The 22285-nt window shown below is 63.6% G+C and carries 20 protein-coding genes and 2 pseudogenes; 6 read left to right on the top strand and 16 right to left on the bottom strand.

The window, feature by feature from the left end:
• On the top strand, positions 1-1010 hold a 1010-nt coding region (locus ACROSR_RS10405; RefSeq protein ID WP_432684720.1), incomplete at its 5' end, for an efflux RND transporter permease subunit.
• A 258-nt stretch (positions 1011-1268) separates the two neighbouring features.
• On the opposite strand, the pseudogene ACROSR_RS10400 reads toward ACROSR_RS10405, so the two are convergent.
• From ACROSR_RS10400 to ACROSR_RS10345, 12 genes and pseudogenes are all read right to left on the bottom strand, one after another.
• A pseudogene (locus ACROSR_RS10400) lies at positions 1269-1568 on the bottom strand (LbetaH domain-containing protein); the annotation flags it as partial.
• Between the two features lie 105 nt (positions 1569-1673).
• Entirely contained in the window at positions 1674-3020 is a 1347-nt protein-coding gene (phnE, locus tag ACROSR_RS10395; RefSeq protein WP_432684718.1) for a phosphonate ABC transporter, permease protein PhnE, read from the bottom strand.
• A 4-nt stretch (positions 3021-3024) separates the two neighbouring features.
• Positions 3025-3897, bottom strand: coding sequence for a phosphonate ABC transporter, permease protein PhnE (gene phnE / locus ACROSR_RS10390; protein ID WP_432684716.1), 873 nt, complete (start codon positions 3895-3897; stop codon positions 3025-3027).
• A 69-nt stretch (positions 3898-3966) separates the two neighbouring features.
• On the bottom strand, positions 3967-4869 hold the full coding sequence (phnD, locus tag ACROSR_RS10385; protein ID WP_432684714.1) for a phosphonate ABC transporter substrate-binding protein: 903 nt from the start codon (positions 4867-4869) through the stop codon (positions 3967-3969).
• 68 nt (positions 4870-4937) lie between these two features.
• A complete protein-coding gene (gene phnC, locus ACROSR_RS10380; protein ID WP_432684712.1) occupies positions 4938-5762 on the bottom strand; it encodes a phosphonate ABC transporter ATP-binding protein in 825 nt (274 codons plus the stop codon).
• A 280-nt stretch (positions 5763-6042) separates the two neighbouring features.
• The gene (locus ACROSR_RS10375) at positions 6043-6297 is read right to left on the bottom strand and encodes a metallophosphoesterase family protein (RefSeq protein WP_432684710.1); all 255 of its coding nucleotides are present in this window, start codon (positions 6295-6297) and stop codon (positions 6043-6045) included.
• A gap of 7 nt (positions 6298-6304) precedes the next feature.
• Positions 6305-7105: a carbohydrate ABC transporter permease gene (locus tag ACROSR_RS10370; protein ID WP_432684708.1), complete on the bottom strand. Its 801-nt coding sequence runs from the start codon at positions 7103-7105 to the stop codon at positions 6305-6307.
• Positions 7102-7995: a carbohydrate ABC transporter permease gene (locus ACROSR_RS10365; RefSeq protein WP_432684706.1), complete on the bottom strand. Its 894-nt coding sequence runs from the start codon at positions 7993-7995 to the stop codon at positions 7102-7104. Before ACROSR_RS10365 ends, ACROSR_RS10370 begins: the two co-directional genes overlap by 4 nt.
• A 60-nt stretch (positions 7996-8055) precedes the next feature.
• The gene (locus ACROSR_RS10360; protein WP_432684724.1) at positions 8056-9309 is read right to left on the bottom strand and encodes an ABC transporter substrate-binding protein; all 1254 of its coding nucleotides are present in this window, start codon (positions 9307-9309) and stop codon (positions 8056-8058) included.
• A 5-nt stretch (positions 9310-9314) separates the two neighbouring features.
• Positions 9315-10427, bottom strand: a complete 1113-nt coding sequence (locus ACROSR_RS10355; RefSeq protein WP_432684704.1) for an ABC transporter ATP-binding protein — start codon at positions 10425-10427, stop codon at positions 9315-9317.
• Complete coding sequence (locus ACROSR_RS10350) at positions 10424-11185, bottom strand: DeoR/GlpR family DNA-binding transcription regulator (protein WP_432684702.1); 762 nt, start codon at positions 11183-11185, stop codon at positions 10424-10426. The genes ACROSR_RS10355 and ACROSR_RS10350 overlap by 4 nt, the downstream gene beginning before the upstream one ends.
• A 556-nt stretch (positions 11186-11741) precedes the next feature.
• The gene (locus tag ACROSR_RS10345) at positions 11742-12815 is read right to left on the bottom strand and encodes an NAD(P)-dependent alcohol dehydrogenase (RefSeq protein ID WP_432684700.1); all 1074 of its coding nucleotides are present in this window, start codon (positions 12813-12815) and stop codon (positions 11742-11744) included.
• Between the two features lie 683 nt (positions 12816-13498).
• Between ACROSR_RS10345 and ACROSR_RS10340 the strand changes: the two genes are divergently transcribed.
• The 3 genes from ACROSR_RS10340 to ACROSR_RS10330 are packed head-to-tail and all read left to right on the top strand — an operon-like array spanning position 13499 to position 16321.
• On the top strand, positions 13499-14668 hold the full coding sequence (locus ACROSR_RS10340) for an ABC transporter substrate-binding protein (RefSeq protein WP_432684698.1): 1170 nt from the start codon (positions 13499-13501) through the stop codon (positions 14666-14668).
• A 4-nt stretch (positions 14669-14672) separates the two neighbouring features.
• Entirely contained in the window at positions 14673-15551 is an 879-nt protein-coding gene (locus tag ACROSR_RS10335) for an ABC transporter permease (protein WP_432684696.1), read from the top strand.
• A 2-nt stretch (positions 15552-15553) separates the two neighbouring features.
• Positions 15554-16321 carry an ABC transporter permease gene (locus ACROSR_RS10330; RefSeq protein ID WP_432684694.1) on the top strand — a complete coding sequence of 256 codons (768 nt, stop codon included), beginning with the start codon at positions 15554-15556 and terminating at the stop codon, positions 16319-16321.
• Between the two features lie 21 nt (positions 16322-16342).
• On the opposite strand, the gene ACROSR_RS10325 is transcribed toward ACROSR_RS10330, so the two are convergent.
• On the bottom strand, positions 16343-17410 hold the full coding sequence (locus ACROSR_RS10325) for an ABC transporter ATP-binding protein (protein ID WP_432684693.1): 1068 nt from the start codon (positions 17408-17410) through the stop codon (positions 16343-16345).
• Positions 17407-18057, bottom strand: a complete 651-nt coding sequence (locus ACROSR_RS10320) for a pyroglutamyl-peptidase I (RefSeq protein ID WP_432684691.1) — start codon at positions 18055-18057, stop codon at positions 17407-17409. Before ACROSR_RS10320 ends, ACROSR_RS10325 begins: the two co-directional genes overlap by 4 nt.
• 334 nt (positions 18058-18391) lie before the next feature.
• Between ACROSR_RS10320 and ACROSR_RS10315 the strand changes: the two are divergent.
• Both ACROSR_RS10315 and dusA read left to right on the top strand, forming a co-directional pair.
• Positions 18392-18505, top strand: a pseudogene (locus ACROSR_RS10315) (ATP-binding protein); the annotation flags it as partial.
• Between the two features lie 302 nt (positions 18506-18807).
• Positions 18808-19815, top strand: coding sequence for a tRNA dihydrouridine(20/20a) synthase DusA (gene dusA, locus ACROSR_RS10310; protein WP_432684689.1), 1008 nt, complete (start codon positions 18808-18810; stop codon positions 19813-19815).
• An 11-nt stretch (positions 19816-19826) separates the two neighbouring features.
• Here the strand turns inward: dusA and ACROSR_RS10305 are convergent, their stop codons facing one another.
• Both ACROSR_RS10305 and ACROSR_RS10300 read right to left on the bottom strand, forming a co-directional pair.
• Complete coding sequence (locus ACROSR_RS10305) at positions 19827-21314, bottom strand: replicative DNA helicase (protein ID WP_432684687.1); 1488 nt, start codon at positions 21312-21314, stop codon at positions 19827-19829.
• Positions 21315-21542: 228 nt separating this feature from the next.
• Positions 21543-22220 carry an orotate phosphoribosyltransferase gene (locus ACROSR_RS10300; RefSeq protein WP_432684685.1) on the bottom strand — a complete coding sequence of 226 codons (678 nt, stop codon included), beginning with the start codon at positions 22218-22220 and terminating at the stop codon, positions 21543-21545.
• Positions 22221-22285: the final 65 nt, after the last annotated feature.

Raw genomic sequence — 22285 nt, 5'->3', positions numbered from 1 at the left:
TCGAGACCTATGACGGTGTCTACAATGCCATGCACGATCTGCGCCCGGGGCGCCCCGAATTGCGCCTGACACTGGCCCGTGGCGCCACCGGTCTGGGGCTGACGGGGCGCGATCTTGCCGATCAGATCAGCGCGGCCTTTCTGGGCCGGATCGTCATGACGGTGCAGGACGGCGACATCGCCCATGAGATCGAGATCGAACAGGCCCTGACGGATCGCAGCACGCTGGAAGATCTGACCGCCTTCGAGATACGTCTGCCCGACGGCACGCGCACACCGCTCGCCACGATCGCGCGGATCGACGAGGGCCGGGGCTGGGGCAGCATCACCCATGTCGATGGCAGGCGCACCGTCACGATCGCCGCCGATGTGGACGGGCGCATCGGCAATGCCGATGCCATCGTCGGCGACGTGACCACCGGGTTTCTGCCGGATCTTGCCCGCGAATTTCCGGATGTCTCCGTCACCATCGAGGGGCAGAACGCGAATTCCGCCGAAACCATGGGCTCGATCTTCCGCGGGTTCCTGATCGGGCTGGTGGGGATCTATGTCGTCCTGTCTTTCCAGTTCCGCAGCTATGTCGAGCCGGTCATCGTCATGTTGACGATTCCGCTGGCTCTGGTGGGTGTGGTTCTCGGGCATATGCTGATGGGCTACAACATCTCGATGCCGTCGATCATGGGGGCGGCCTCGCTGGCCGGGATCGTGGTCAACAACGCCATTCTTCTGGTGCAGGTGATCAAGCGCCGCACCGGCGAGGGAACCCTTGCGGCCGAGGCCGCCGGACTGGCCAGCCGCGACCGCTTTCGGCCCATCCTCGTCTCGGTCTCGACCACGCTGATGGGCCTCGCGCCCTTGCTGCTGGAAACCAGCACGCAGGCGCAGACGGTAAAACCGTTGGTGATCTCGGTGGTCTTCGGTCTGTTCAGCGCGACCGTGCTGGTCCTGCTGGTCCTGCCCGCCTTCTACGCAATCCTCGATGATCTGCGGGGCGACCTCTCTTCATCTTGAGACTTTACGGATCCCGAAGTCGGGCCCCGGACAGAACCGGGACCCGATTGCCGTGCTAAGTCCGGAAACCGGCGCAGTGTTGCGAGAATGTCCTGCAGCCGCGCCCCGGCCCACCGGCCGCGGGCGTCGAAATCCGGAATGCCGGGGGCACAGATATTCGCGTCGCCCGGGCGCGTCCGGACATCCGCGAGTACGTCGCGCACCACGTCCCGGCTACCCTGCAGCAGGTCGCGAATATCGCGCTCGCAGCTGTCAGGTCCAATGCGCGTCATCCTCCGCATCGTCCCGATACGACGCTGACCGGTAGACGAAGTGATGCAGGCTTGCGCGATCCAGGGGATGATCCGTGGCGCCCACCCGCACGAAGACTGCGATATTGGCGAATTTGCCGATCCGGGCGTTGGCCAGGTCGCAGGTCCGGTCGCAACAAGAACAATCCCCCAGCGTCACTTGCGCAAGACGGTTACCGCGGCCCACCTCGGTAAAGGCCTCGAAGGTACAATCGGTGATCTCGCATTCGGGATGGATCATCGCGCGGTCGGGGTGCAATCTTGGCATGGCGCGCTCCTCAAGAGATGACTGCCTGCGGCGCGGGCATTCCCGCCAAAAAGACAGGCAAGACCCCTCGTTTCTTCTTGGATGAAATACCCCAAATCCGACGCTTCAATGCCCGCTGTCATCCGGTGCGATGAGCCGCCGCCGCAACCACCCTGAAACGGTGTCCATGACCATGACCATGAGCAGGATCAGGAGGATGTAGTAGCTGACCTCTTCCCAGTCCTTCTGCGTGATCATCGCCTGGGTCAGCAAAAGCCCGATGCCGCCACCGGTGATCGCGCCGATGATGGTGGCGCTGCGGGTGTTGGATTCGAGGTAATAGAGCAGCTGGCTCAGCAGGATCGGCGTGATCTGCGGAATGACCCCGAAACGGTAGCGTTGCAGCGGTTTGGCCCCGGTGGACTGCACGCCCTCGATCTCGCGCTTGTCCACGTTTTCCAGCGCTTCGGAGAACAGCTTGCCGAAGGTGCCGGTGTCGGTCAGCAGGATGGCCAGCGTTCCGGTCAACGGCCCGGGCCCGAAGGCGCGCGCCAGGATGATCGTCCAGATCAGCGCATCCACCCCGCGGACGAAATCGAAGATGCGCCGCACAACCGCGCGTACCGCCATAACCGGCGAGAAGTTTCGCGCGGCGGCGAAGGCCAGCGGCAGCGCCACGAGCCCCGCCCCCATGGTGCCCAGAAAGGCCATGAGGATGGTCTCGAAGATCGCCCACATGACATCCTTGTGCTGCCACATCTTGTTGTTCCAGATGTCATGCGTGATGGCGGCGATGTTGCTCTTGTCCTCGACCACGCGATCGCCCGACAGCGCGAGACCGGCGAGCTCGAAAAAGCTCTTGCCGTAGAACGGGCTGTCGAGCGTGAACCAGAACAACTCCCAGCCGAAGTGATAGCGCATGACCTCGGTGCGCGCCTTGGTCAGCGTCACGCGCCCGGCCTCGGTGGTGATGTCGACACGCGTGTTCGTGGCGCTGATCCAGTCGGGCACATCGGCCGTCGGCAGATCGAGCTGAACGCCCTCGCGGCGCGACACCTCTGCGGTGATGCGGCCGTAACCGGGCACGTCGTAGCGCATCGTGTTGCCGTCGATCAGCACCTGCTGCCCGCCCTTGAGGGTCACGAGGGCGCGATCGTCGCCCTCGACCGAGACCCAATCGGGACTGCGCCCCTCGGGCCAGGTTCCCTTGCGCTCGCCCTCGACCGCGATGGTTAGATCTGCGGTCCTGTTATCGCGCGTGACATGCGTCTTGTAGCTGTAGCTGTCGGCGACGAGGATGCGTGCATTGTCCAGCCGCGCGCGCTCGGCCAGACCGGGGATGTCGAAGGCGAAGAAGATATAGACGAAATAGGCAAGGATCACGGCCGGCACGGCCAGCGCGATGCGCCTCTTGCGCTTGAGATGCCCCGGGGCGTCGAAGCTGTCGGGAGTCGTTGCGTTGATCATGGTCATCGTCTCAGCCCTCGCCGATAAGCTTGTTGCGGTAGCGGCCCGATAGCTGATCGAAGAAGACGATCGTGCCGAACAGTAGCAGAAAGATCGCGGCAACCTCGTCATACCGGCCCTGACCCCAGCTGAACGCGTTCTTGAGGTTGTAGCCGATCCCGCCGGACCCCACGAAGCCGAGGATTGCCGAGGCGCGGATGTTGATCTCGAATCGCAGGAGCGCATAGCTGAGGTAATTGGGTGCCACCTGCGGGATCACGCCCAGCCACATGCGCTGTGCCCAGCTCGCCCCGACCGAGTGCAGCCCCTCGATAGGCTTGAGGCTGGCATTCTCGTTGACCTCCGAGAACAGCTTGCCGAGCGCGCCGACGGTATGCAGGGCGATGGCGATCATCGCCGGCACCGGACCACCGCCGAGGATAAAGATCAGGATGAGCGCGATCACGATTTCCGGCACGGCGCGCAGGATATCCATCAGCCGCCGGAACACCCCGATGAGACGCGGCCACCTTGCCAGTCCGCGCGTGGCCAGAAGCGAAATCAGAACGCCGAAGATGGCCCCCAGAAGCGTCGCGGCCGCCGCGATATTCACGGTTTCGATCAAAGAGGGCAGGAATTTCCACATCAAGCCGGGCAGATTGGTAATCTTTTCGCCCGCCTCTGACAGAACCTCGCCGGGAAACTGGAAGATATTGCCGATCCCGTCCCAGAAACCGCCCGCGTTGCGACTGTCGGCCACGCGAAAGCCCGACACCATCAGCGCGATGAACACGATGAGCATCACCGATCCGTAAAGCCGCTTGCGCCGCGTCATTTCCATGTAGGCCGATTGCACGTCCCGCACTCGCCCCGTACCAGTGTGTCCTGCGGTGAAATCGCTCATCTTAGTCTCCGGTGAAATGCGATCGGGCCCGCGCGCATGGCGGGCCCGGCCGGTGTCAGCCCTCGGGGCTCACATCTTGGATTTGCGCGCCTCGATGATCGAGGTGTAGGCGCCATGATCGATCGGCTGGAAGCCGAGCGCCTCGCCGGCCATGAAGTTGTAGGCACAATCCGCGTCCATGTAGGGCAGCGACGCGGTCAGCGTGGCGATATCGACCTTGACACGCTCCGGCAGGGCGGTGCGCAGCACGATCGGACCTTCGGGGATGGGCTTCGACTTCCAGATCTCGACCATCTGGTTCATGTCCACGAGGCCCGCATCAGAGGCTTTGCGCAGCGCGCCTGAATTGTAGCCGTCTTCCCACGCGCCCATACCGTCGGCCCAGGTCACGCCGGCATCGACGTCGCCATTGGCGACCGCGACGATGGTCTGCTCATGGCCGCCGACGAATTTCACCTCTTCGAAGTAGTCGCCCGATTCCACGCTGGCGCCGATTTCCGCGGGGATCTCGATCGACGGGATCAGGTAGCCGGAGGTCGAGTTGGGATCGCCGAAGGCGAAGACCTTGCCCTGCATGTCCTCCAGCGAGGTGATGCCGCTATCCTTGCGCGCAAAGCCGATGGAGTAATAGCCATAGGACTTGTCCACGTTGGTCTTGACCATGATCGGCTCGACCGCCTCGGGATCGGTCAGGTAGGTCTTGGCATAGGCCGAGGCGCCCAGCCATGCCATGTCGATGGTGCCGCCCAGCAGGCCCTGGATCACACCGTCGTAATCGGCGGGCGTGAACAGCTTGACCGGCACGCCGAGCAGCTCTTCGGCCTTGGCGCGGTAGCACTCGTTCGAGGCCATTCGGTCCTGCGCGTTTTCGCCGCCAAGGATTCCGATGCGGAATTCTTCGATCTGATCCTGCGCCAGCGCGGGGCTGACGAGGGCGGTGGTGGCCACAATGGCCGCAAACAGTTTGGTCATGTGTCTCTCTCCGATTGGATTGGACTTGGGTTGACGGCCCGCCATCCCCCGGCAGGCCAGGGGGGTCGTCAGAGCGCGGCCTCGGCCTCGCGCAGCGCGCGCGCCGTCCCGCGATCCAGCGTTTCGATGGCGGTCGATGTGCTATCTTCGGAAAAGCTTGCATCGGCGCCGTAGATGTCGCGCGCGACACCCGTGGTCAGTTGTTCTGGCGTGCCGTCGAACACGACGCGCCCGTGCAGCATCCCGATCACCCGGTCGCAATAGCGCCGGGCGGTATCGAGCGTATGGAGGTTGGCGATCACCGTGCGTCCGTCCTCGTCATGGATGCGGCGCAGGTCGTCCATGACCATCTGCGCGTTCATCGGGTCGAGGCTGGCGATGGGTTCGTCGGCCAGCACGATTTTCGGGTCCTGCATAAGAGCCCGGGCAATCGCAACCCGCTGCTGCTGCCCGCCAGACAGGGATTCGGCCCGCTTGGCCGCGTGATCGGCGATGCCGAGGCGATCGAGAATCTCGATGGCGCGGATGATGTCCGCCGCCGGGTAGAAGTTGAACATCGTGGTCAGCGTCGAGCGTGCATTGAGCGTGCCATGCAACACGTTGCTGACGACATCCATGCGGGGCACGAGGTTGAACTGCTGAAAGATCATCGCGCATTGCGACTGCCATGCGCGTTTGGAGACCCCGGACAAGGCCGTGACATCCCGACCGTCGAACAGGACGCGCCCCGATGAGGCGTCGGTCAGCCGGTTGATCATGCGCAGGAACGTCGACTTGCCGGCCCCCGACCGCCCGATGATCCCGACGAATGCGGCCTCCGGGACAGTGAAAGACACGTTATCGACGGCCGTGTTCTGACCAAAACGTTTTACGAGATTTTCGATCTGCAGCATCAAGACGCCCCCCTTTGAACAAGAGCGTGGTAGCAATCCTGCACGTAAGTTTTGTGACGGTCCCGAAATGGCGGCAGGTCGATCTGGATGGGGCGCGGCTTTGCAACAAGCCGCCAGGGCGCTCGTGGGGGTGGCTTGGCTGTGTCGTTTCAGGCCAGCGATGACGCGCGCTCATGTCCCTGCGGATCGGGACACAGTGCTCCGCCAGATCCGGAAAACGGCCTGCGGTTCGGGGCGCGCAAACGGTCGTTTCAATGCGAATCGAACACCATTCCCGAAATTATCGGGCCAGATCCTCGCGCCAGGGCAGCGGGGCCTCGGCCATGAGCGCGCGCAGCCGTTCGCAGGCTCCTGCGCGTCCCGTTTCGGTCAGGTCGCCCGAAATCACCAGCCGCTCCACCGGTCCGAAGAGGGGGGACAGGCCTGTCAGCCCGGACAGCATGTCTTGCAGCGCCGCGGCGGTGTCGATGGTGTCCTGGAATAGTCGGCCCTCGGGCATGATATGCAGATCGGAGATGTGCAGGATGCGGGTCATGGCTGTCTCACTTCACACCGGCGGTCAGGAAGGCCTGGACGAATTGACGCTGGAAGATCAGAAAGCCGATCAGCAGCGGCGCGATCACCATGACGGTGGCCGCCGAGATCACCGAGATGTCCACGCCGCTCTCGGGGGCCGCAAAGAGCGACAGGCCCACGGTCAGCGGTCGGGTCGAGGGCGAATTGGTCACGATCAGCGGCCAGAGAAAGTTGTTCCAGTGCGTCGCCACCGAGACGAGCGCATAGGCAAGGTAGGTGGGCCGCGCCGCTGGCACGTAGACCCGCCAGAGCACGCCCAGCGTGCCGCACCCCTCGACGCGCGCGGCCTCGTCCAGCTCCTTGGGCACGGATTTGAACGCCTGCCGCATCAGGAAAATGCCGAAGGCCGAGGCCATGTAGGGCGCCCCGATGCCCGGCAGGCTGTCGAGAAGACCCAGTGAGGCGGCAACGCGGTAATTCTCCACGATCAGCACCTCGGGCAGGATGAAAAGCTGCAACAGCACCACCATGAAGAGCGCGTCGCGCCCCCGGAACTCGGTCTGGGCAAAGGCGAAGCCGGCCAGAGTGCACAGCAGGAATTGCCCCGCGAGGATCAGGGTGACCAGCAGGAAGGTGTTGAGGAAATAGCCCAGCCAGGGGGCACCGGCCCAGGCGGTGCGGAAATTGTCGAGGGTCAACGGCGCCCCAACGCGGAAGTTCACGGCGTCGCTCACGTCGTGGAACGCCGCCCAGAAGGCGAAAACCAGCGGCGAGATCCACAGGATCGCCAGAAGGATGGCGGCGGCGGGCTCCAGATAGCGGATCATCGGTAATGGGTCCTTCGATCCAGGAGCAGGAACTGCAACGCGGCGACCGCACCCAGCAGGGCCAGCACCAGCACCGTCATCGCCGCCGCGGTGGGTCGGTCGAAATAGGCGAATGCGTTTTCCCAGATGTAGTAGAGGATCAGCTTGGAGCTGTCCGACGGCCCGCCCTTGGTCAGGATGAAGAGATGGTCGATCAGCTTGACCGAATTGATCATCGCGTTGACGAGAATGAACAGCGTCGTCGGCATCAGCAGCGGCAGCACGATGCGACGGGTGTAGGTCCAGCGGCTCGCCCCCTCGATCTCGGCGGCCTCCTTGAGGTCGGGCGGGATGGTCTGCAAGGCGGCGAGATAGAAGATCATGAAGAACCCCGCCTCCTTCCAGATCGTCACGACGCAGATCGCCCAGAGCGCGGTCTCTGGCCGGCCCAGCCAATTGACCGGGGGTGCGCCGAAGAGGGCCCCGATCTGGTTGAGGATGCCGAAACTGGGCGTGTAGAAGAAAAGCCACAAATTGGCGGCCGCAATCATCGGCAGGACCGTCGGGGTGAAATAGGCGGTGCGGATGAAACTGCGCGCCGGGATCTTCGCATTGGCCCAGAGCGCCATGATCAGCGCCAGCACCATGGAGGCGGGGATCGTGACGAGGGCATACAAGAGGTTGTTGCCAGCCACCTGCCAGAAGGTCGGATCGTCGAACAGGTAGCGGTAGTTCTCGAGCCCGACGAATTCCGCCGGGTTGCGCCGCGTGCCGCGCGACCAGAGCGAGGTCACCAGCGTCGCGATCGACGGGTAGAAGGCAAACGCCGTCAACATGACAAGCGCGGGGGACAGCAACAGCCAGCCGTGGATGGCACGGCGGTGGCGCTCGATGTTGGCGGCGTCGGTCATGGGAGGCTCCGATGCGGAGCCGGTCACACGAACCGGCCCCGAAGATGATGGTCTGCGCGCTTACCTGTAGGCGCGCAGTTGACGCTCGGCGGCGGCCTGTGCCTCGGCCAGCGCCGCCTCGGGCGTCTTGTCGCCGGTCAGCGCCGACTGGATCGCGGCGTTGAGTCCGTCACGCACCCGCGCGGTCTCGAAGGTCGAGAATTCGGCCACCGCGTGTTCGAGCTGATCGCGCGCGACCAGCGCCGGCGGGAAGTCTGCGGTGTAGTCTTGCAGCGCCTCGGTCTCGTAGGCGGCGGGGGAGACGCCCATGTAGCCCGTCTCGATCGACCATTCGGCGGCCTGCTCGGGCGCGGTCATGAACTTGATCAACTCGAGCGCGGCCTGTTTCTCCGCGTCGGTCGAGTCCTTGAAGAGGTAGAAATTGCCGCCCCCCGTCGGCGACCCGAGCCGCTCGTTCGCGGGCAGCATGGCGACGCCGAAATCGAACCCGGCGTTATTCTTGACCGCCGTCAGGTTGCCGGTCGAATGCCACATCATCGCGGTCTCGCCTTCGAGGAAGGCCTGGCGCAGCGTGCCCCACTCCACGGTGCCCTCGGGCATGATCCCATGCTCGGTCGAGAGCGATTTCCAGAATTCGAGCGCGGCGACGGTGTCCGGGTCGTCGAAGTAGGTGGTCAGCCCGTCATTCGACATGAGCTCTTGTCCGTTCTGGATGGCCAGAGCCTGGAACATCCAGTAGGGATACCCCGTCGAGGGGATCATCAGGCCGTGATGGTCCTCGGTGGTGAGGTCCTTGCCCATCGACACGAGCTCGTCCCAGGTCGCCGGAGGATTCTGCGGGTCGAGGCCCGCCTCGCGGAACATGTCCTTGTTGTAGTAGGCAACGATGGTCGACCGCTGAAACGGCACACCCCAGGTCTGGCCCTCGATCCGGCCATTGGCCATCAGCGCCGGGTAGAAGCTGTCGAGCCAGGCCCGTTCCTCTTCGGTCTCGATCACCGACTCGAAGGGCACGATCAGGTCCTGTTCGATCAGGTCGTAGGCGTCGATCGAGAACATCACGGCAAGCTGCGCGGGCTCGCCCGAGTCGAGCGCCGCCAGCGCCTTGATGCGGGTGTCGTCGTAGTTGCCGGCATAGATCGCGTTGACGGTGACGTCGGGGTTCTGCTCCTCGAACCGGGCGACGATCCCGTCGACCACCTCGGTGAGCGCTCCGCCGACGGCGATGGGGTAATACATGGTCAGCTCGGTTTCGGCCGCGGCCGAATTGACGAGGGAGGTGGACGCCGCCAATATGGCGGATACAGCAGTCATACGGGTCATCTCGAGAGGTCCTCTTTGACAGATTGCGTTGACGTGGGGGCCTTTCGGCCATCCTCGGGCGCGGGATTTTGGCGAATGCGCGCCTCGGGATTCTGCTGCGGCTCCTTTTCCAGACCCCCGGTGACGGGGTCGAAAAGGAGCCGGTTATTCTCGGGAACGATCACACCGACCGTCTGGCCGGGTTCGAGATGCGCCGGACCGGGAAGAATCGTGGCGAGTCCTCTCGCCGCCGGATGGCGCAGTGCCAGCCGTGTTTCGCCGCCCAGAAACTCGATGTCGTCGATCACCGCGTCGAGATCGCAACGCCCCGCATCACCGACTGTCATGTTCTCGGGCCGAACGCCGATGGTGACGGCCCGATCATGCCCGAGCGCCGGCCCGTCGATCAGCGCCATTGGCGGCTCGCCGATGAACTGCGCGGCAAAGGTCGTGGCCGGGCGCGCGTAGAGATCCGAGGGCGTGCCTATCTGTTCGACGTGCCCGTCCCGCATCAGAACGATGGTGTCCGAAAGGCTCATCGCCTCGCCCTGATCATGGGTGACATAGACGACAGTCAGCGCCAGCTTGCGCGCCAGCATGCGGATATCGCGGCGCACGGAATGACGCAGCTTGGCATCAAGATTCGACAGCGGCTCGTCCATCAGGCAAAGCGGCCGTTCGGCGACCGCCGCGCGGGCGAGCGCCACGCGCTGCCGCTGCCCGCCCGACAGCTCCGACGGTTTGCGCCGCTCCAGCCCCTCGAGGCCCGTCATCGCAAGCACCTCTGCGAGCCGCCGGTCGCGATCCGCGCGGGGGATGCGCTGCACCTTGAGGCCGAATATGACGTTTTCCGCGACGCTGAGATGCGGGAATAGCGCGTAGGACTGGAACACCATCGACAGGTTGCGCTTTGATGCCGGCAGCGCCGTCACATCGTGCCCGTTGATCTCGACACGGCCGGCCTGCGGTTTCTCCAGACCCGCGATCAGGCGCAACAGGGTGGACTTGCCACAGCCCGACGGGCCGAGGATCGACAGAAAGGCGCCTTGAGGAAGGGCGAGGCTTATGTCGCGGACACCGCCCTGTCCGTCCCATTGACGGGTGAGTCCCGTCAGCCGCAGAAAGCTCATGGCTCTTCTCCCTCGATGATCAGCCTGTCACCAAGCGACTCGAGCAGGTCGGTGAACGGCGCGGCGGGACGGGCTTCGGTCACGACATGATCAGCCTCGCCGAGCTGGCCGCCGACCGCCGGTGCACGCCGCCCGAACTTGGAACTGTCCGCAACGAAGATGGCGTGCCGGGCGTTTTCCTGCGCCGTACGCCGGATGCGAACCTCGGACGCGTGGAAGTCCAGCAACGACCCGTCACGGTCGATCCCGGCGGCGCCATAGATGGCGAAGTCGGCGCGATAGGCCCCGAAGAGGTCTTGCGCCAGGGTGCCCAGAACATCCCGATCGGGCAGGCGCAGCTCTCCGCCGGGGATGACGATCCGCGCGCCCGGTGCGTCCGACAGCGCCATCGCCGCATTCAGATTGTTGGTGATGACCGTCAGCCCCTCACGCTCGGACAACGCGGCGGCCACCACCGCCGGGGTCGTGCCGATGGAAAAGAACAGCGTCGCCCCGTCCGGGATCAAACCTGCGACATGTGCAGCGATTCTCTGCTTGGCCGCGACATTGAGAGATGTGCGTGCCGCGTAGGGCAGGTTCGAGCTGCCCTCGATGAATTCGGCGCCACCGTGCAGGCGCCGCAATTTTCCCTGCGCGCACAGCGCATTGATATCGCGGCGCACGGTGTGGGCCGAAACGTGCAGGACCTTGGCCAACTCGTCGACCATGACGCGTCCGCGGAACTGTGCCGTTTCGAGAATTGCCGACTGTCTGTTCACTTGGGGCCTCCTGCTTGCTCTAATGAGCAAACAGTGTGACAGCCGCATGAAACCAGTGCTCATGAAAGCACAATTCGGCCAATTTATCGGTGTCTCCGGGCCCTCAGTCAAGGCAGCTCGGGTGACGAAACTTTTCGAGAGACAGGTCCCGGCCCTGCCGATATCGACAAGGCCACGGTGAACATGAACGCCCGATCCGGGCAGGGTCACCGGGACGGATCATCATTGCGATCGATGGCAACGATCCGCGCCGGGCTGCCGGTCGTGATCTGGACGAGCGCACCCATGCGATCGGTTGGGCCGTGTCTCTACTGCCCGCGCCGCATGGCCGGGACCCGTGCGACGTGCTTGACGGAAAGGCGGTGGCGGCATGACCGAGATCCGCGAAATTCCCTTTGCGCCCGACTGGCCTGCGCCTGGTGCGAAATTCCTGCTCCCGGAAACCAGGTCCGTGCCGAACCTGCCGATTGACGATCTCGTGCGTCCTCGTTGCTTTGCTGCCAATCCGCTTGAGCTTGCCCCGGCCGCCACGGGCGACCGGGGCAGGTGCCATGGTTCAGGCGTCGCCCTTCAGGCTCGCCATGTCGATCACGAAGCGGTACTTCACGTCGGCGGCCTGAACACGTTTCCAGGCCTCGTTGATGTCTTGCATGCCGATCATCTCGACATCGCAGACGATGTCGTGCTTGGCGCAGAAATCGAGCATCTCCTGGGTCTCGGCGATGCCGCCGATCAGCGAGCCGCCGACCGTGCGGCGTCCGAAGATCAGGTTGAAGCCCTGAACCGGCTCGATCGCGTCTATGGCGCCGACGATGGCCATGGCGGCATCTGTCTTCAGCAGTTGCAGATAGGGGTTGATGTCGTGGCCCACGGGAATGGTATCGAGCAGGAAGTCGAAGCTACCCGCCTCGGCGGCCATCGCGTCAGCGTCGCTTGACAGAAGCACCCTGTGCGCGCCGAGGGCCCTGGCATCCTCGCCCTTGGCTGCCGAGCGTGTGATCATGGTGACCTCCGCGCCCATGGCGGCGGCGAGTTTGACGCCCATGTGCCCCAGCCCGCCAAGGCCGATGACGCCGACCTTCTGACCTGGCTGCACGTTCCAGTGGCGCAGCGGCGAATACGTCGTGATCCCGGCGCAGAGGAGCGGCGCGACGGCCTTGGTGTCGAGGGTTTCGGGCACGCGCAGGACAAAGTGTTCATCCACGACGATGGCGGCCGAATACCCGCCATGCGTGGTGCCGCCAAGATGCGGGTCGGGCGACCCGTAGGTCTGTGTCGCACCAGCCTGACAATACTGCTCGTCGCCCTTCGCACAGGAGGGACAGGTGCGGCAGCTATCCACGAGGCACCCCACGCCAACCAGGTCGCCGACGTTGTGCGCGGTGACCTCGGCCCCGACAGAGGTGACGCGGCCGACGATCTCGTGGCCCGGCACCAATGGGTATGTTGTCATGCCCCAATCGTCGTGCCCGAAATGGATGTCGGTATGGCAGACCCCGCAATAGGCGATGTCGATGGCGACATCCTTGGGCCCGATGTCGCGGCGCTGGATGGTGAGCGGTTCGAGATTTCGGTCCGGACCTTGCGTTCCAAAGGCCGCCGTATCGTGACCGGGTGTATCGAAAGCCATGCGATCTCCTTGTGTTTTCTGCAGTGCGGAAAGTCACCGCCATTCTGGCCGAGCTATTCAGATGATCCCCGATTTCAAGCGGGGCCATCCTGCACGCGCAACGACGGGGCCGGTAATGAGTGGAAAAGATATCAAGAGTTGCGGGAAGATTGCCGAGGGTGCCAGCAGGATATCGCCCGCGGAACGTCAAGCAATCCGAATATTACAACCTGATGCTGCTCCGGATAGCCGGGCAGTGATTTGACCTCGAAACCAATCCCGTCGAGGGACGGACGCCGGAGCAGCACATCTCGTTGTTCGAAAAGGTCCGGAACCGAGGATAAGAGCGGCCACGCTTGGCAGATAAAATCGATCCAGAGACCGCCGCGCGCGGCAGGTGAGAGATCGGATAGGCCGCCGGCGCGAGATCATCACCGCCCGTGGTGGCAGGCAAGGCCATCATCTATGCTGCAGTCCACGGGTCGCCTGCTGCGAGTGCCGCAAAACTTGGCAGGTGATGGTGCCTTCGGCGGGCAGCGGCTCGGGCTTCTGCGGTCGCGTGAAGTCTCCTGTTGCAATGCGATCGGATTACTGGGTAGCTTGGTATGAAACCGACATTTCCGGGGGCAGCTGGCACCGGCAACTTGATCCATTTGCATCTGCGGCCGGACGTAAAAAATTGTCCATGACAGGGGGATAATCGCGTGATCAAATTGGCAAACCTCAATCGTCGTGAGGCGTTGAAACTGGCGGCAGCAAGTTCCGGCCTCGCCGCACTCTCCTCGACATACGCGACACGGGCCTGGGCCTCCAGCGCGCTGACATTGGCTGATATCGGCGTTGGCGACACCGGCGACTGGTCACGCTTCACCGAGGCGACCGGGCATAGCGTGAACGTCGTCTCCATGGGCAACGCGCCAGCGGCGGTGGTCAACCAGCTTCTTGCTGGTGGCGGTCGTACGAGCTTCAACATCGTCAACATCGTCGGCGGCATGCAGGAGCCTCTCGTGGAGAACGCGTTGATCCGCGAACTCGACACCGCGCGAATGCCCAACTGGAAAACCAACGACTACATCTCGGACTATCTCTCCGAAGGCACGCCCGGCTTCGACTTCGTCGGCCTCGATGGCCGGTTCTATGGCGTGCCGACCGTCTTGCAGGGCGACTCATTCGCGTATCTTCCCGAAGAGACGGGCGAACTGGACAGCTATGGCGCGCTTTTCGATCCCAAGTTTCGCGGTTTCGTCTCGCTCGAGGACAATTACACCACCGCCGGACAGAAGACCGCGCTGTTTCTCAACGCAAGCGGCCAGGCGCAGATCGTCGATCCGGCCGACATGACACCCGAGGAGATGCGCACCGTTGTCGATTTCCTGATCGAGCAAAAGCGCGCCGGGCAGTTCCGGGTGATCTGGTCGAGCTTCGAGCAGGCAGTCAACCTGCTGACCTCGCGCGAGGTCCACGTGATCGACTGCTGGGAGCCGATGGTCTTCGCCGCGCGCGACCAGGGCACCGAGGCCGTCTACGCACGGCCCCGCGAAGGTTACCTGCTCTGGGCGATGGCGGCCTACATCGTCAACAATCCCGACATGAGCGAGGAAGATCTGGAGGCCAGCTACCAGCTCCTCGATTTCATGCTCGGCGGCTGGTACGGGGCGAAGATCACGCTCATGCGCGGGTACCTGACCAATCCGCTGGCCGCGCAATACGCCGCCGAAAATCCCGACCAGTTCAGCGCCGAAGAGGCCGCGCGCGTGCGCGAGATCTCCGAAGGTGTCCAGGCCAAGTTCGAGAAGGGCGGGACCTGGCAAAACCGCTGGCCCACGCATGTCGATGCGTATGAAGAGGAATGGCAGCGCTTCAAGTCGGCCTGACCGCATGCGGTCGACGCTGAATTCGCCGCGGCTGGCACGGGCGGTCGTCCTGGGGGCGCCGCTCGCACTCATATTTATCCTGAACCTCGGGCCCCTGGCGATCACGCTGGTGGTCAGCTTCTGGCAGAAGGTCGGCTTCAGCATGCGGCCGGCGACGAGCCTGGAGAATTACGCCGTGTTCTTTTCAGGCACGCGGCTGGACGTTTTCCTCCGCAGCCTCTGGGTCGGCGTCAGTTCCGCCACCGTGATGTTGCTGCTGGCCTATCCGATCGCCTACATGATCGCCACACGGCTGCGGGCGGCGCTGGTGCGACCGGTCTTGTTCCTGTTCGCCGTTCCGTTCCTGGTGAACTACGTGGTGCGCACATTCTCCTGGTCGGAGCTGCTGTCGCGAACCGGACCGATCAATACGAGCCTCGTGGCGCTTGGCATCACCGAGCGGCCGCTCGACTGGCTTCTGTATTCCGATTTCGCGGTCTACCTGGGGCTGATCACGGCCTACATGCCGTTCATGGTGTTTCCGATCTGGCTGTCGCTGTCGGGCATCGACCGCCGGCTTGTGGAGGCGAGCTGGATGCTGGGGGAGGGGCCGTTGACCACCTTCCGCCGCGTGGTGCTGCCGCTCTCGATGCCGGGTGTCATGGCGGCGGCGATCTTCGGCTTCGTCGGCGCCTTCGGCGAGGTCGCGGTGTCGCTGATCCTTGGCGGGACCGGGTACCAGTTGCTTGGCAACACGATCCAGAGCGCCCTCAACACGCTGGACTATCCGCTCGCCGCGGCGATCTCGTCGGTCGCCACCCTGCTCATGTTGGCACTCATCATGCTCTGGGCCCGGGTCTTTGACCTGCGGCTTCTGCTGGGCAAGATCATGGGTGGGACATGACCATGAGGCATCGCAAATTTGCCAAGGTACTAAGCTGGAGCCTGGTGGCGCTGGTGTTGGTCTTTCTCTACGCGCCGCTGGTTCCGCCGGCCGTCAATTCCTTCCGCGACATCGGCGACGGCGGGATCTTTGCCAATTATGCGGCGATCCTTGGTGATGGTCGCTTGCTGGCGGCGGGCCGGACATCGCTGATCGTGGGCCTTCTGGTCGCGCTGATCTCGCCGTTACTGGCATTGCTGGCCGCAGAAGCGGTCCGGGTCTGGCGCATTCCCCGACTGGTGCTCGGGGTGATCCTGATCCCGCTCTTCGTGCCGGGTATTTCCATGGGTGTTGCGACGGCGTTGTTTTTCCAGACGCTCGGGATCAGCCCGTCGCTTCTGACGATCACGGCGGTGCAGGTCATCTGGGCGCTGCCCTTCGCGTTTCTCATCATCCTGACGGTGATGGCCAATTTCGACCCGATCTACCGCGAGGCCGCCTACATGTCAGGCGCCAACAGGATGCAGGCCTTCTTCGAGGTCGAGCTGCCGCAGATCCATCCCGGTATCCTCGGCGCGGCGATCTTCTCGCTGATCCTGTCGTTCAACGAGACGATCCGCACCTCGCTGGTGCAGGGCGGTCAGAACACCGTGCAGACCTATCTGTGGTCGCAATATCAGCAGGTCGGCTTGTCGCCCAATCTCCACGCACTCATGACGATCCTGATCGTCGTGACGCTGCTGCTTCTTGGTCTTCTTGCGCTGCTCGACGCGCGTCAGACCCGTCGATAGGGCGGGCTGTCTGCGCGCAAGTCAGTCGTCCGCCAGCGGCGTCAAGGTGTCGGCGGCGCACCCGACACGAATTGTGTTTCCGGGCGACACGTCCTGCCGCCGACCGATCATCGCCGACAACCCTTGTCCGTCCGGCAGCTCCAGCCGGTAATCGGTATAAAGGCCACGATACACCTGCTCGCGCAAGCGGCCCTCGAGCACCAGGTCGCACCCGTCCGCATCCGTGCCCAAAAGAATGTCCTCGCCGCGGATGGCGATGCCCACCTTGCCCTCGGGCGCAGTGGACCGCCCCGGCAGCGCCACGTCGGTCCCGGCGATGCGCAGCCGCGACTGGCCATTCTCTACCATGTGCTCGCCGTCCACGACGTTGCAGCCGCGGAAGAACCGCGCGACGAACCGGGTGCGCGGACGGCGGAAGATCGCCTCGGGCGCGTCGCATTGCACGCAATGGCCAAGGTTGAGCACCGCGATCCGGTCGCTCATCGTCAGCGCCTCCTCCTGGTCGTGGGTGACATAGATGAAGGTGGTGCCGGTGGTCTGCTGGATGCGCCGCAGTTCGTCCTGCATTTCGCGACGGATCTTCTCGTCGAGCGCCGACAGCGGCTCATCCAACAGGAGGATCTTGGGGCGTGGGGCCAGTGCGCGCGCGATGGCGATGCGTTGCTGCTCACCGCCGGAAAGGTTGGTCACCCGGCGGTCCCCGAACCCCGATAGTCCGACGAGAGCCAGCAACTCCTCCACACGGTCGGCGCGCTCAGCCCGGGTGACGCGCTGACGGCGCAATCCATAACCGACGTTCTCTGCCACCGACATGTGCGGGAAGTTGGCGTATTGCTGGAACACCATCCCAAGTCCGCGCTGCCAGGGCTGCTTTTGGGTGATGTCAGCCCCCTCCAGCAGGACGCGACCCGCGTCGGGCGTTTCGAGCCCGGCGATCATGCGCAGGATTGTGGACTTTCCCGAACCGGATGGACCCAGAAGGGTGAAAAACTCTCCGTGCTGCAAGGTTAGCGAAATTCCGTCGGCGGTGACTGTTTCACCGAACCGCTTGGTCACGCCTTCAAGGGCAAGAATCGCGATGTCGGTCATGCGCCATGGTCCAGCGTGGTCTCGATCGCCATGCGGACAGCCCGGGCCGACAGATCCAGCGGCATCGAGGCCAGATCCGCGCGCTGATGTAATTCGAGGCTTTGTCCGTCGCGCAATTCCGTGAGCAGGCCGGCTACCTGCTCTGGCATATAGGGCAGGTGGATGAAACCGCAGGGCAGGGCGGCACCACGCCGCTCGAGTAGGCCGAGCGCACTGTAGAGGATCGCGTTGCACAGGAAGTTCCCCGCGCTGCTGGACAGGCGCGCCGGGATGCCTGCCGCGAGGAGCGTCTCGCGGATCTGTTCCAGCGGTAGAGTGGCGCAGCGCGCCGTGGGCCCCTCGGGTTCGATCGGGCCGCGTTCGATGGCTCCGTCGTTGTCCGGGATCTCGAAATCATTGAGGTTCACACCGAACCGTTCCAATCGGATCATCGCTTCGCCCGGCCATAGCCCGACGCAGATCAGGGCCGACGGGGAATGCTGGTCGATCAAGGTGTCGAGTCTTGCGATCATGCCGTCAAAGCGCACCGGAAGCACGACACTTCGTATCTTTGTGCCTGCAACCGTTTTGCCATCCAGCGACCGGCAGATTTCCGCGGCCGGATTGATACCCCGCCCTCCATAGGCGTCGAACCCCACGAGCAGCATGATATGTCTCCAGTCACAGAGTAGCTTGAAATTTAGCCTATCCAATGCCCAAACGAACAACAAGGCCCCGGCCAGCGACGTGACTCGGGCACGTGGTACGCGTGGCGACCGCGACGTCAGGCGTGCCGAACCGGGGATCGTGGAGGGGGCTTGCCAGATGGCACAGGGTACGGCGCGATCCCTTTCGCGTTGCGAAGCCGGGCAAAAGTCGCGCAATAAAAGTATTTATAATCAGCTTTTTGAGCTAAAGGCTCCGGCCCCGATCGCCAGAGGAACATTGTCATAAAATCACGCATCGCAGCCCGCAACAGCTGCCCCCGCGGACAAGGCGGGATTCCACCTCGTCAGCAAGCTCTACGAGAGGACCTCGATCATCGTGATAACCAACCTCGCATTTGGCGGACGGCCCACCGTCCTCGGCGACGCCAAGATGAAAGCGGCGAGCCTCTGCGATGGGCAGGTTTTCGAGGGCGCGGGGCTTGGCGACGTCCTTCTCGCGCTTCTCGATCGAGGCCGCGGCGGTCTAGCGCAGCTAAAAGGTCCGGTTCTCGCGCCGGACGGTTTTTCCAGCCCGCCGAACGGTGGTCTGGTCGAGTCAGGGTGCAGTGCTGTCTTCGGGCTTTCGCTTGATGATGGTATCCATGGGGCCTCAATATTTGGCCCAGTTTACAATATTTGCTGTAAATCTTACTGAAGGGCATGCGATTTACAACAAATGAGACAGAAACGGTTTAGGCGTTTGAACGATAAATGACTGATAAAAATAAAAAATCTAACAGTTTCAATATGCCCCGTTTGGCGGTCGCACCCATGATGGACTGGACGGATCGGCATTGCCGGTATCTGCATCGGCTTCTGTCTCGTCATGCGTTGCTTTATACCGAGATGGTGACGGCGCCGGCGCTTGTGCGGGGCGGGGCGCTGCATTTGCTGGATCACAGCCCCGAGGAGCATCCCGTCGCGTTGCAGCTTGGCGGGTCGGAGCCTGCGGAACTGGCGCAGGCGGCTTGGATGGGGGCGCAGGCGGGATATGACGAGATCAACCTCAATTGCGGCTGCCCGTCGGACCGGGTGCAGTCTGGCACCTTCGGCGCGATCCTGATGACGCAACCGGGTCTGGTCGCTGACTGTGTGGCGGCCATGCGTGAGGCGGTCGATGTCGATGTCACCGTGAAATGCCGAATCGGGGTCGACGACCAGGACCCCGAGGTCGTGCTGCCGGAGTTTCTGACCGGGATCTACCATGCGGGGTGCACACGCGTCATCATCCATGCGCGCAAGGCATGGCTGCAAGGCCTGAGCCCGAAGGAAAACCGGGACGTGCCGCCGCTCGATCCCGATCTCGTTCTGCGGATGAAGCGGATGTTTCCGGAAATGCACGTGTCGATCAATGGCGGGATCGCGTCGCTGGACGCGGCACGCTCGTTCCTAGACGCGGGGCTGGACGGTGTCATGGTCGGGCGCGCCGCCTATCACCAGCCGGCGGATATCCTGTGCGCCGCCGATCGGCTGATCTTTGGCGGGTCCGGACCCGATACCACCCCGGAAGGCGCGGTGCGTGCCATGCTGCCCTATATCGAGGATCACATGGGACGCGGTGGAAAGCTGCACCAGGTCACGCGTCACATGTTGGGATTGTTCGCCGGGCGACCCGGCGCGCGCGGCTGGCGGCGCACCCTGTCGGAAGGCGCGACGCGACCCGGTGCGGGGTCGGATCTTGTCGAGGCGGCGCTGGACGAGCTTGCCGTCTTCGCCTGAGTGTCGCGAGATCAGAAGTCCTTTATTCCGCCCTGTTGCCACGGTTTCACGAGGTTGCCGAAGCGGGTGAACTGATCCTCGAAGCTCAACTCGACCGTGCCGATGGGGCCGTGGCGCTGCTTGCCGATGATCACCTCGGCCTTGCCGTGCAGGCGGGCCATCGCCTCTTGCCATTCGGCCATCTTGTCCATCTCGTGATCGCCCGGTTTCTCGCGTTCCTTGTAGTATTCTTCGCGGAAGACGAACATCACCGCGTCCGCGTCCTGCTCGATCGAGCCGGATTCGCGCAGGTCCGACAGTTGCGGGCGCTTGTCCTCGCGATTCTCGACCTGGCGGCTGAGCTGCGACAGCGCGATGACGGGGATGTTGAGTTCCTTGGCGATTGCCTTGAGGCCCATCGAGATCTCGCCGATCTCCTGCACGCGATTCTCGGCCGAGCCGCGCACAAGTTGCAGGTAATCGACGATCAGCACGTCGAGCCCGTGGGTGCGCTTGAGACGCCGCGCCCGCGCCGCGATCTGCGCGATCGGGATCGCGGCGGTGTCGTCGATATAGAGCGGGCAGGATTCGAGGGTCTTGGCGGCCTCGACGAAGCGGCGGAATTCCTCTTCGTCCATGTCGCCCTGGCGGATCTTGTGCGACGAGATTTCCGCGGCCTCCGACAGCACCCGACTGGCCAGCTGCTCGGCGCTCATTTCCAGCGAGAAGAAGCCGACGACACCGCCATCCACGGCCCCCTCGGTGCCGTCCGGACGCTGGCCGCGGCGGTAGGACTTGGCGATGTTGAAGGCGATGTTCGTGGCCAGCGAGGTCTTGCCCATCGACGGGCGCCCGGCAAGGATCAGAAGGTCGGAATTGTGAAGACCGCCCAGCTTGTGGTCGAGATCCGCCAGCCCGGTCGAGATGCCGGCCATGCCGCCTTCGCGCTGATAGGCGGCGTTGGCGACGTTGACCGCGTCCGTGACCGCCTTGAGAAAGCTTTGGAACCCCGAATCGGATTTGCCCTGTTCGGCGAGGGTGTAGAGCTTCTGCTCGGCCTCGACGATCTGGTCGCTTGGTTCGCTGTCGACATTGACGCGCGCGGCCTTGCCGGCGATATCGTGGCCGAGGACGATCAGCTCGCGCCGGATCGCGAGGTCATAGATCATCTGCGCGTAATCGCGCGCGGCATAGGTAGAGATCGCCGCGCCGGCGAGGGTGACGAGATAATTGGCGCCGCCCAGTTCCTTGAGCCCTTCGTCATCCTCGAGAAAGGCGCGCAGCGTGACCGGCGAGGCCAGCGTGTTGCGGCTGATCCGGGCCGCGGCGGTCTCGAAGATGCGGGCATGCACGGGGTCGTAGAAATGCTGCGGCCCGATGATCTGCGCAATGCGGTCGTAGATCTCGTTATTGGTCAGGATCGCGCCAAGGATCTGTTGTTCGGCCTCGATCGAATGCGGCACCGTCTCGGCCGACTGGATCTCGGTTCCGGTGGCGTTGAAGACGCTGACCTCGTTCATCCCTGCTGTCCCTGTTCTGATGTCTTGCCTGTGGTGTCGTGTCTTAGGTCAGATCGTGCCGCGGCGCCACGTGGATGGACCTGTGCGCGAGGCTGGGGATAACTGACGTACAAGTCGCGTATCGATCAGGTCGAGTCTGCATCCTGTGCAGGTCTTTCTCGAAAATACCATATCTTGGGTCGATTATCGATTCGTATCTGACGATATCCACAGCCCAGGAACCGGAGTTTATTTTCCGTTTGTTTCCTGCCACTTGCGCGGATCGTTCAGGAATACCTCGACCGTGTCGAGCGTCTTGGGGTCGAAGGCGCCTTGCGTGCGGGCCTCGGCCAGCACGTCCCACCAGGTGCACAGGTGATGCAGCCGCACGCCGTGGTCGCCGAGCCGCGCCTCGGTCTCGGGAAAGATGCCGTAATAGAAGATCACCGCCGTGTGGCCGCAATGCGCGCCGGTTTCCCGGATGGCGTCGACGAAGCTGAGCTTCGAGCCGCCATCGGTCGTCAGATCCTCGATCAGAAGCACGCGGTCGCCCTCGGTCATGACCCCCTCGATGCGGGCGTTGCGCCCGTAGCCCTTGGCCTTCTTGCGCACGTAGGTCATCGGCAGGGCCATACGTTCGGCCACAAGGGCCGCGAAGGGAATGCCCGCCGTCTCGCCGCCCGCGACGGTGTCGAAGGCCTCGAACCCGGCCTCGCGCATCACGGTGATGGTCAGGAAATTCATCAGGGTCGCGCGAATGCGGGGAAACGAGATCAGCTTGCGACAATCGATATAGGTCGGCGAGGGCAGGCCGGAGGCCAGCGTGAACGGCGTATCCGCGTTGAAATGCACCGCCTCTATTTCCAGCAGCATGCGGGCGGAGAGGCGGGCGATCTCGGCGCGATCAGGGTAGGTGGCAGGGATCATGGGACGTCCTTGTCATGGGCGCTGCGCCGAAGAGTGTTCATGCCTCCGGCGGGAGTATTTGTGGA

It is taken from the genome of Roseovarius tibetensis, assembly GCF_050896375.1.
GTDB classification, from domain to species: domain Bacteria; phylum Pseudomonadota; class Alphaproteobacteria; order Rhodobacterales; family Rhodobacteraceae; genus Roseovarius; species Roseovarius tibetensis.
This window is presented reverse-complemented; position numbering and strand designations above follow the sequence as displayed.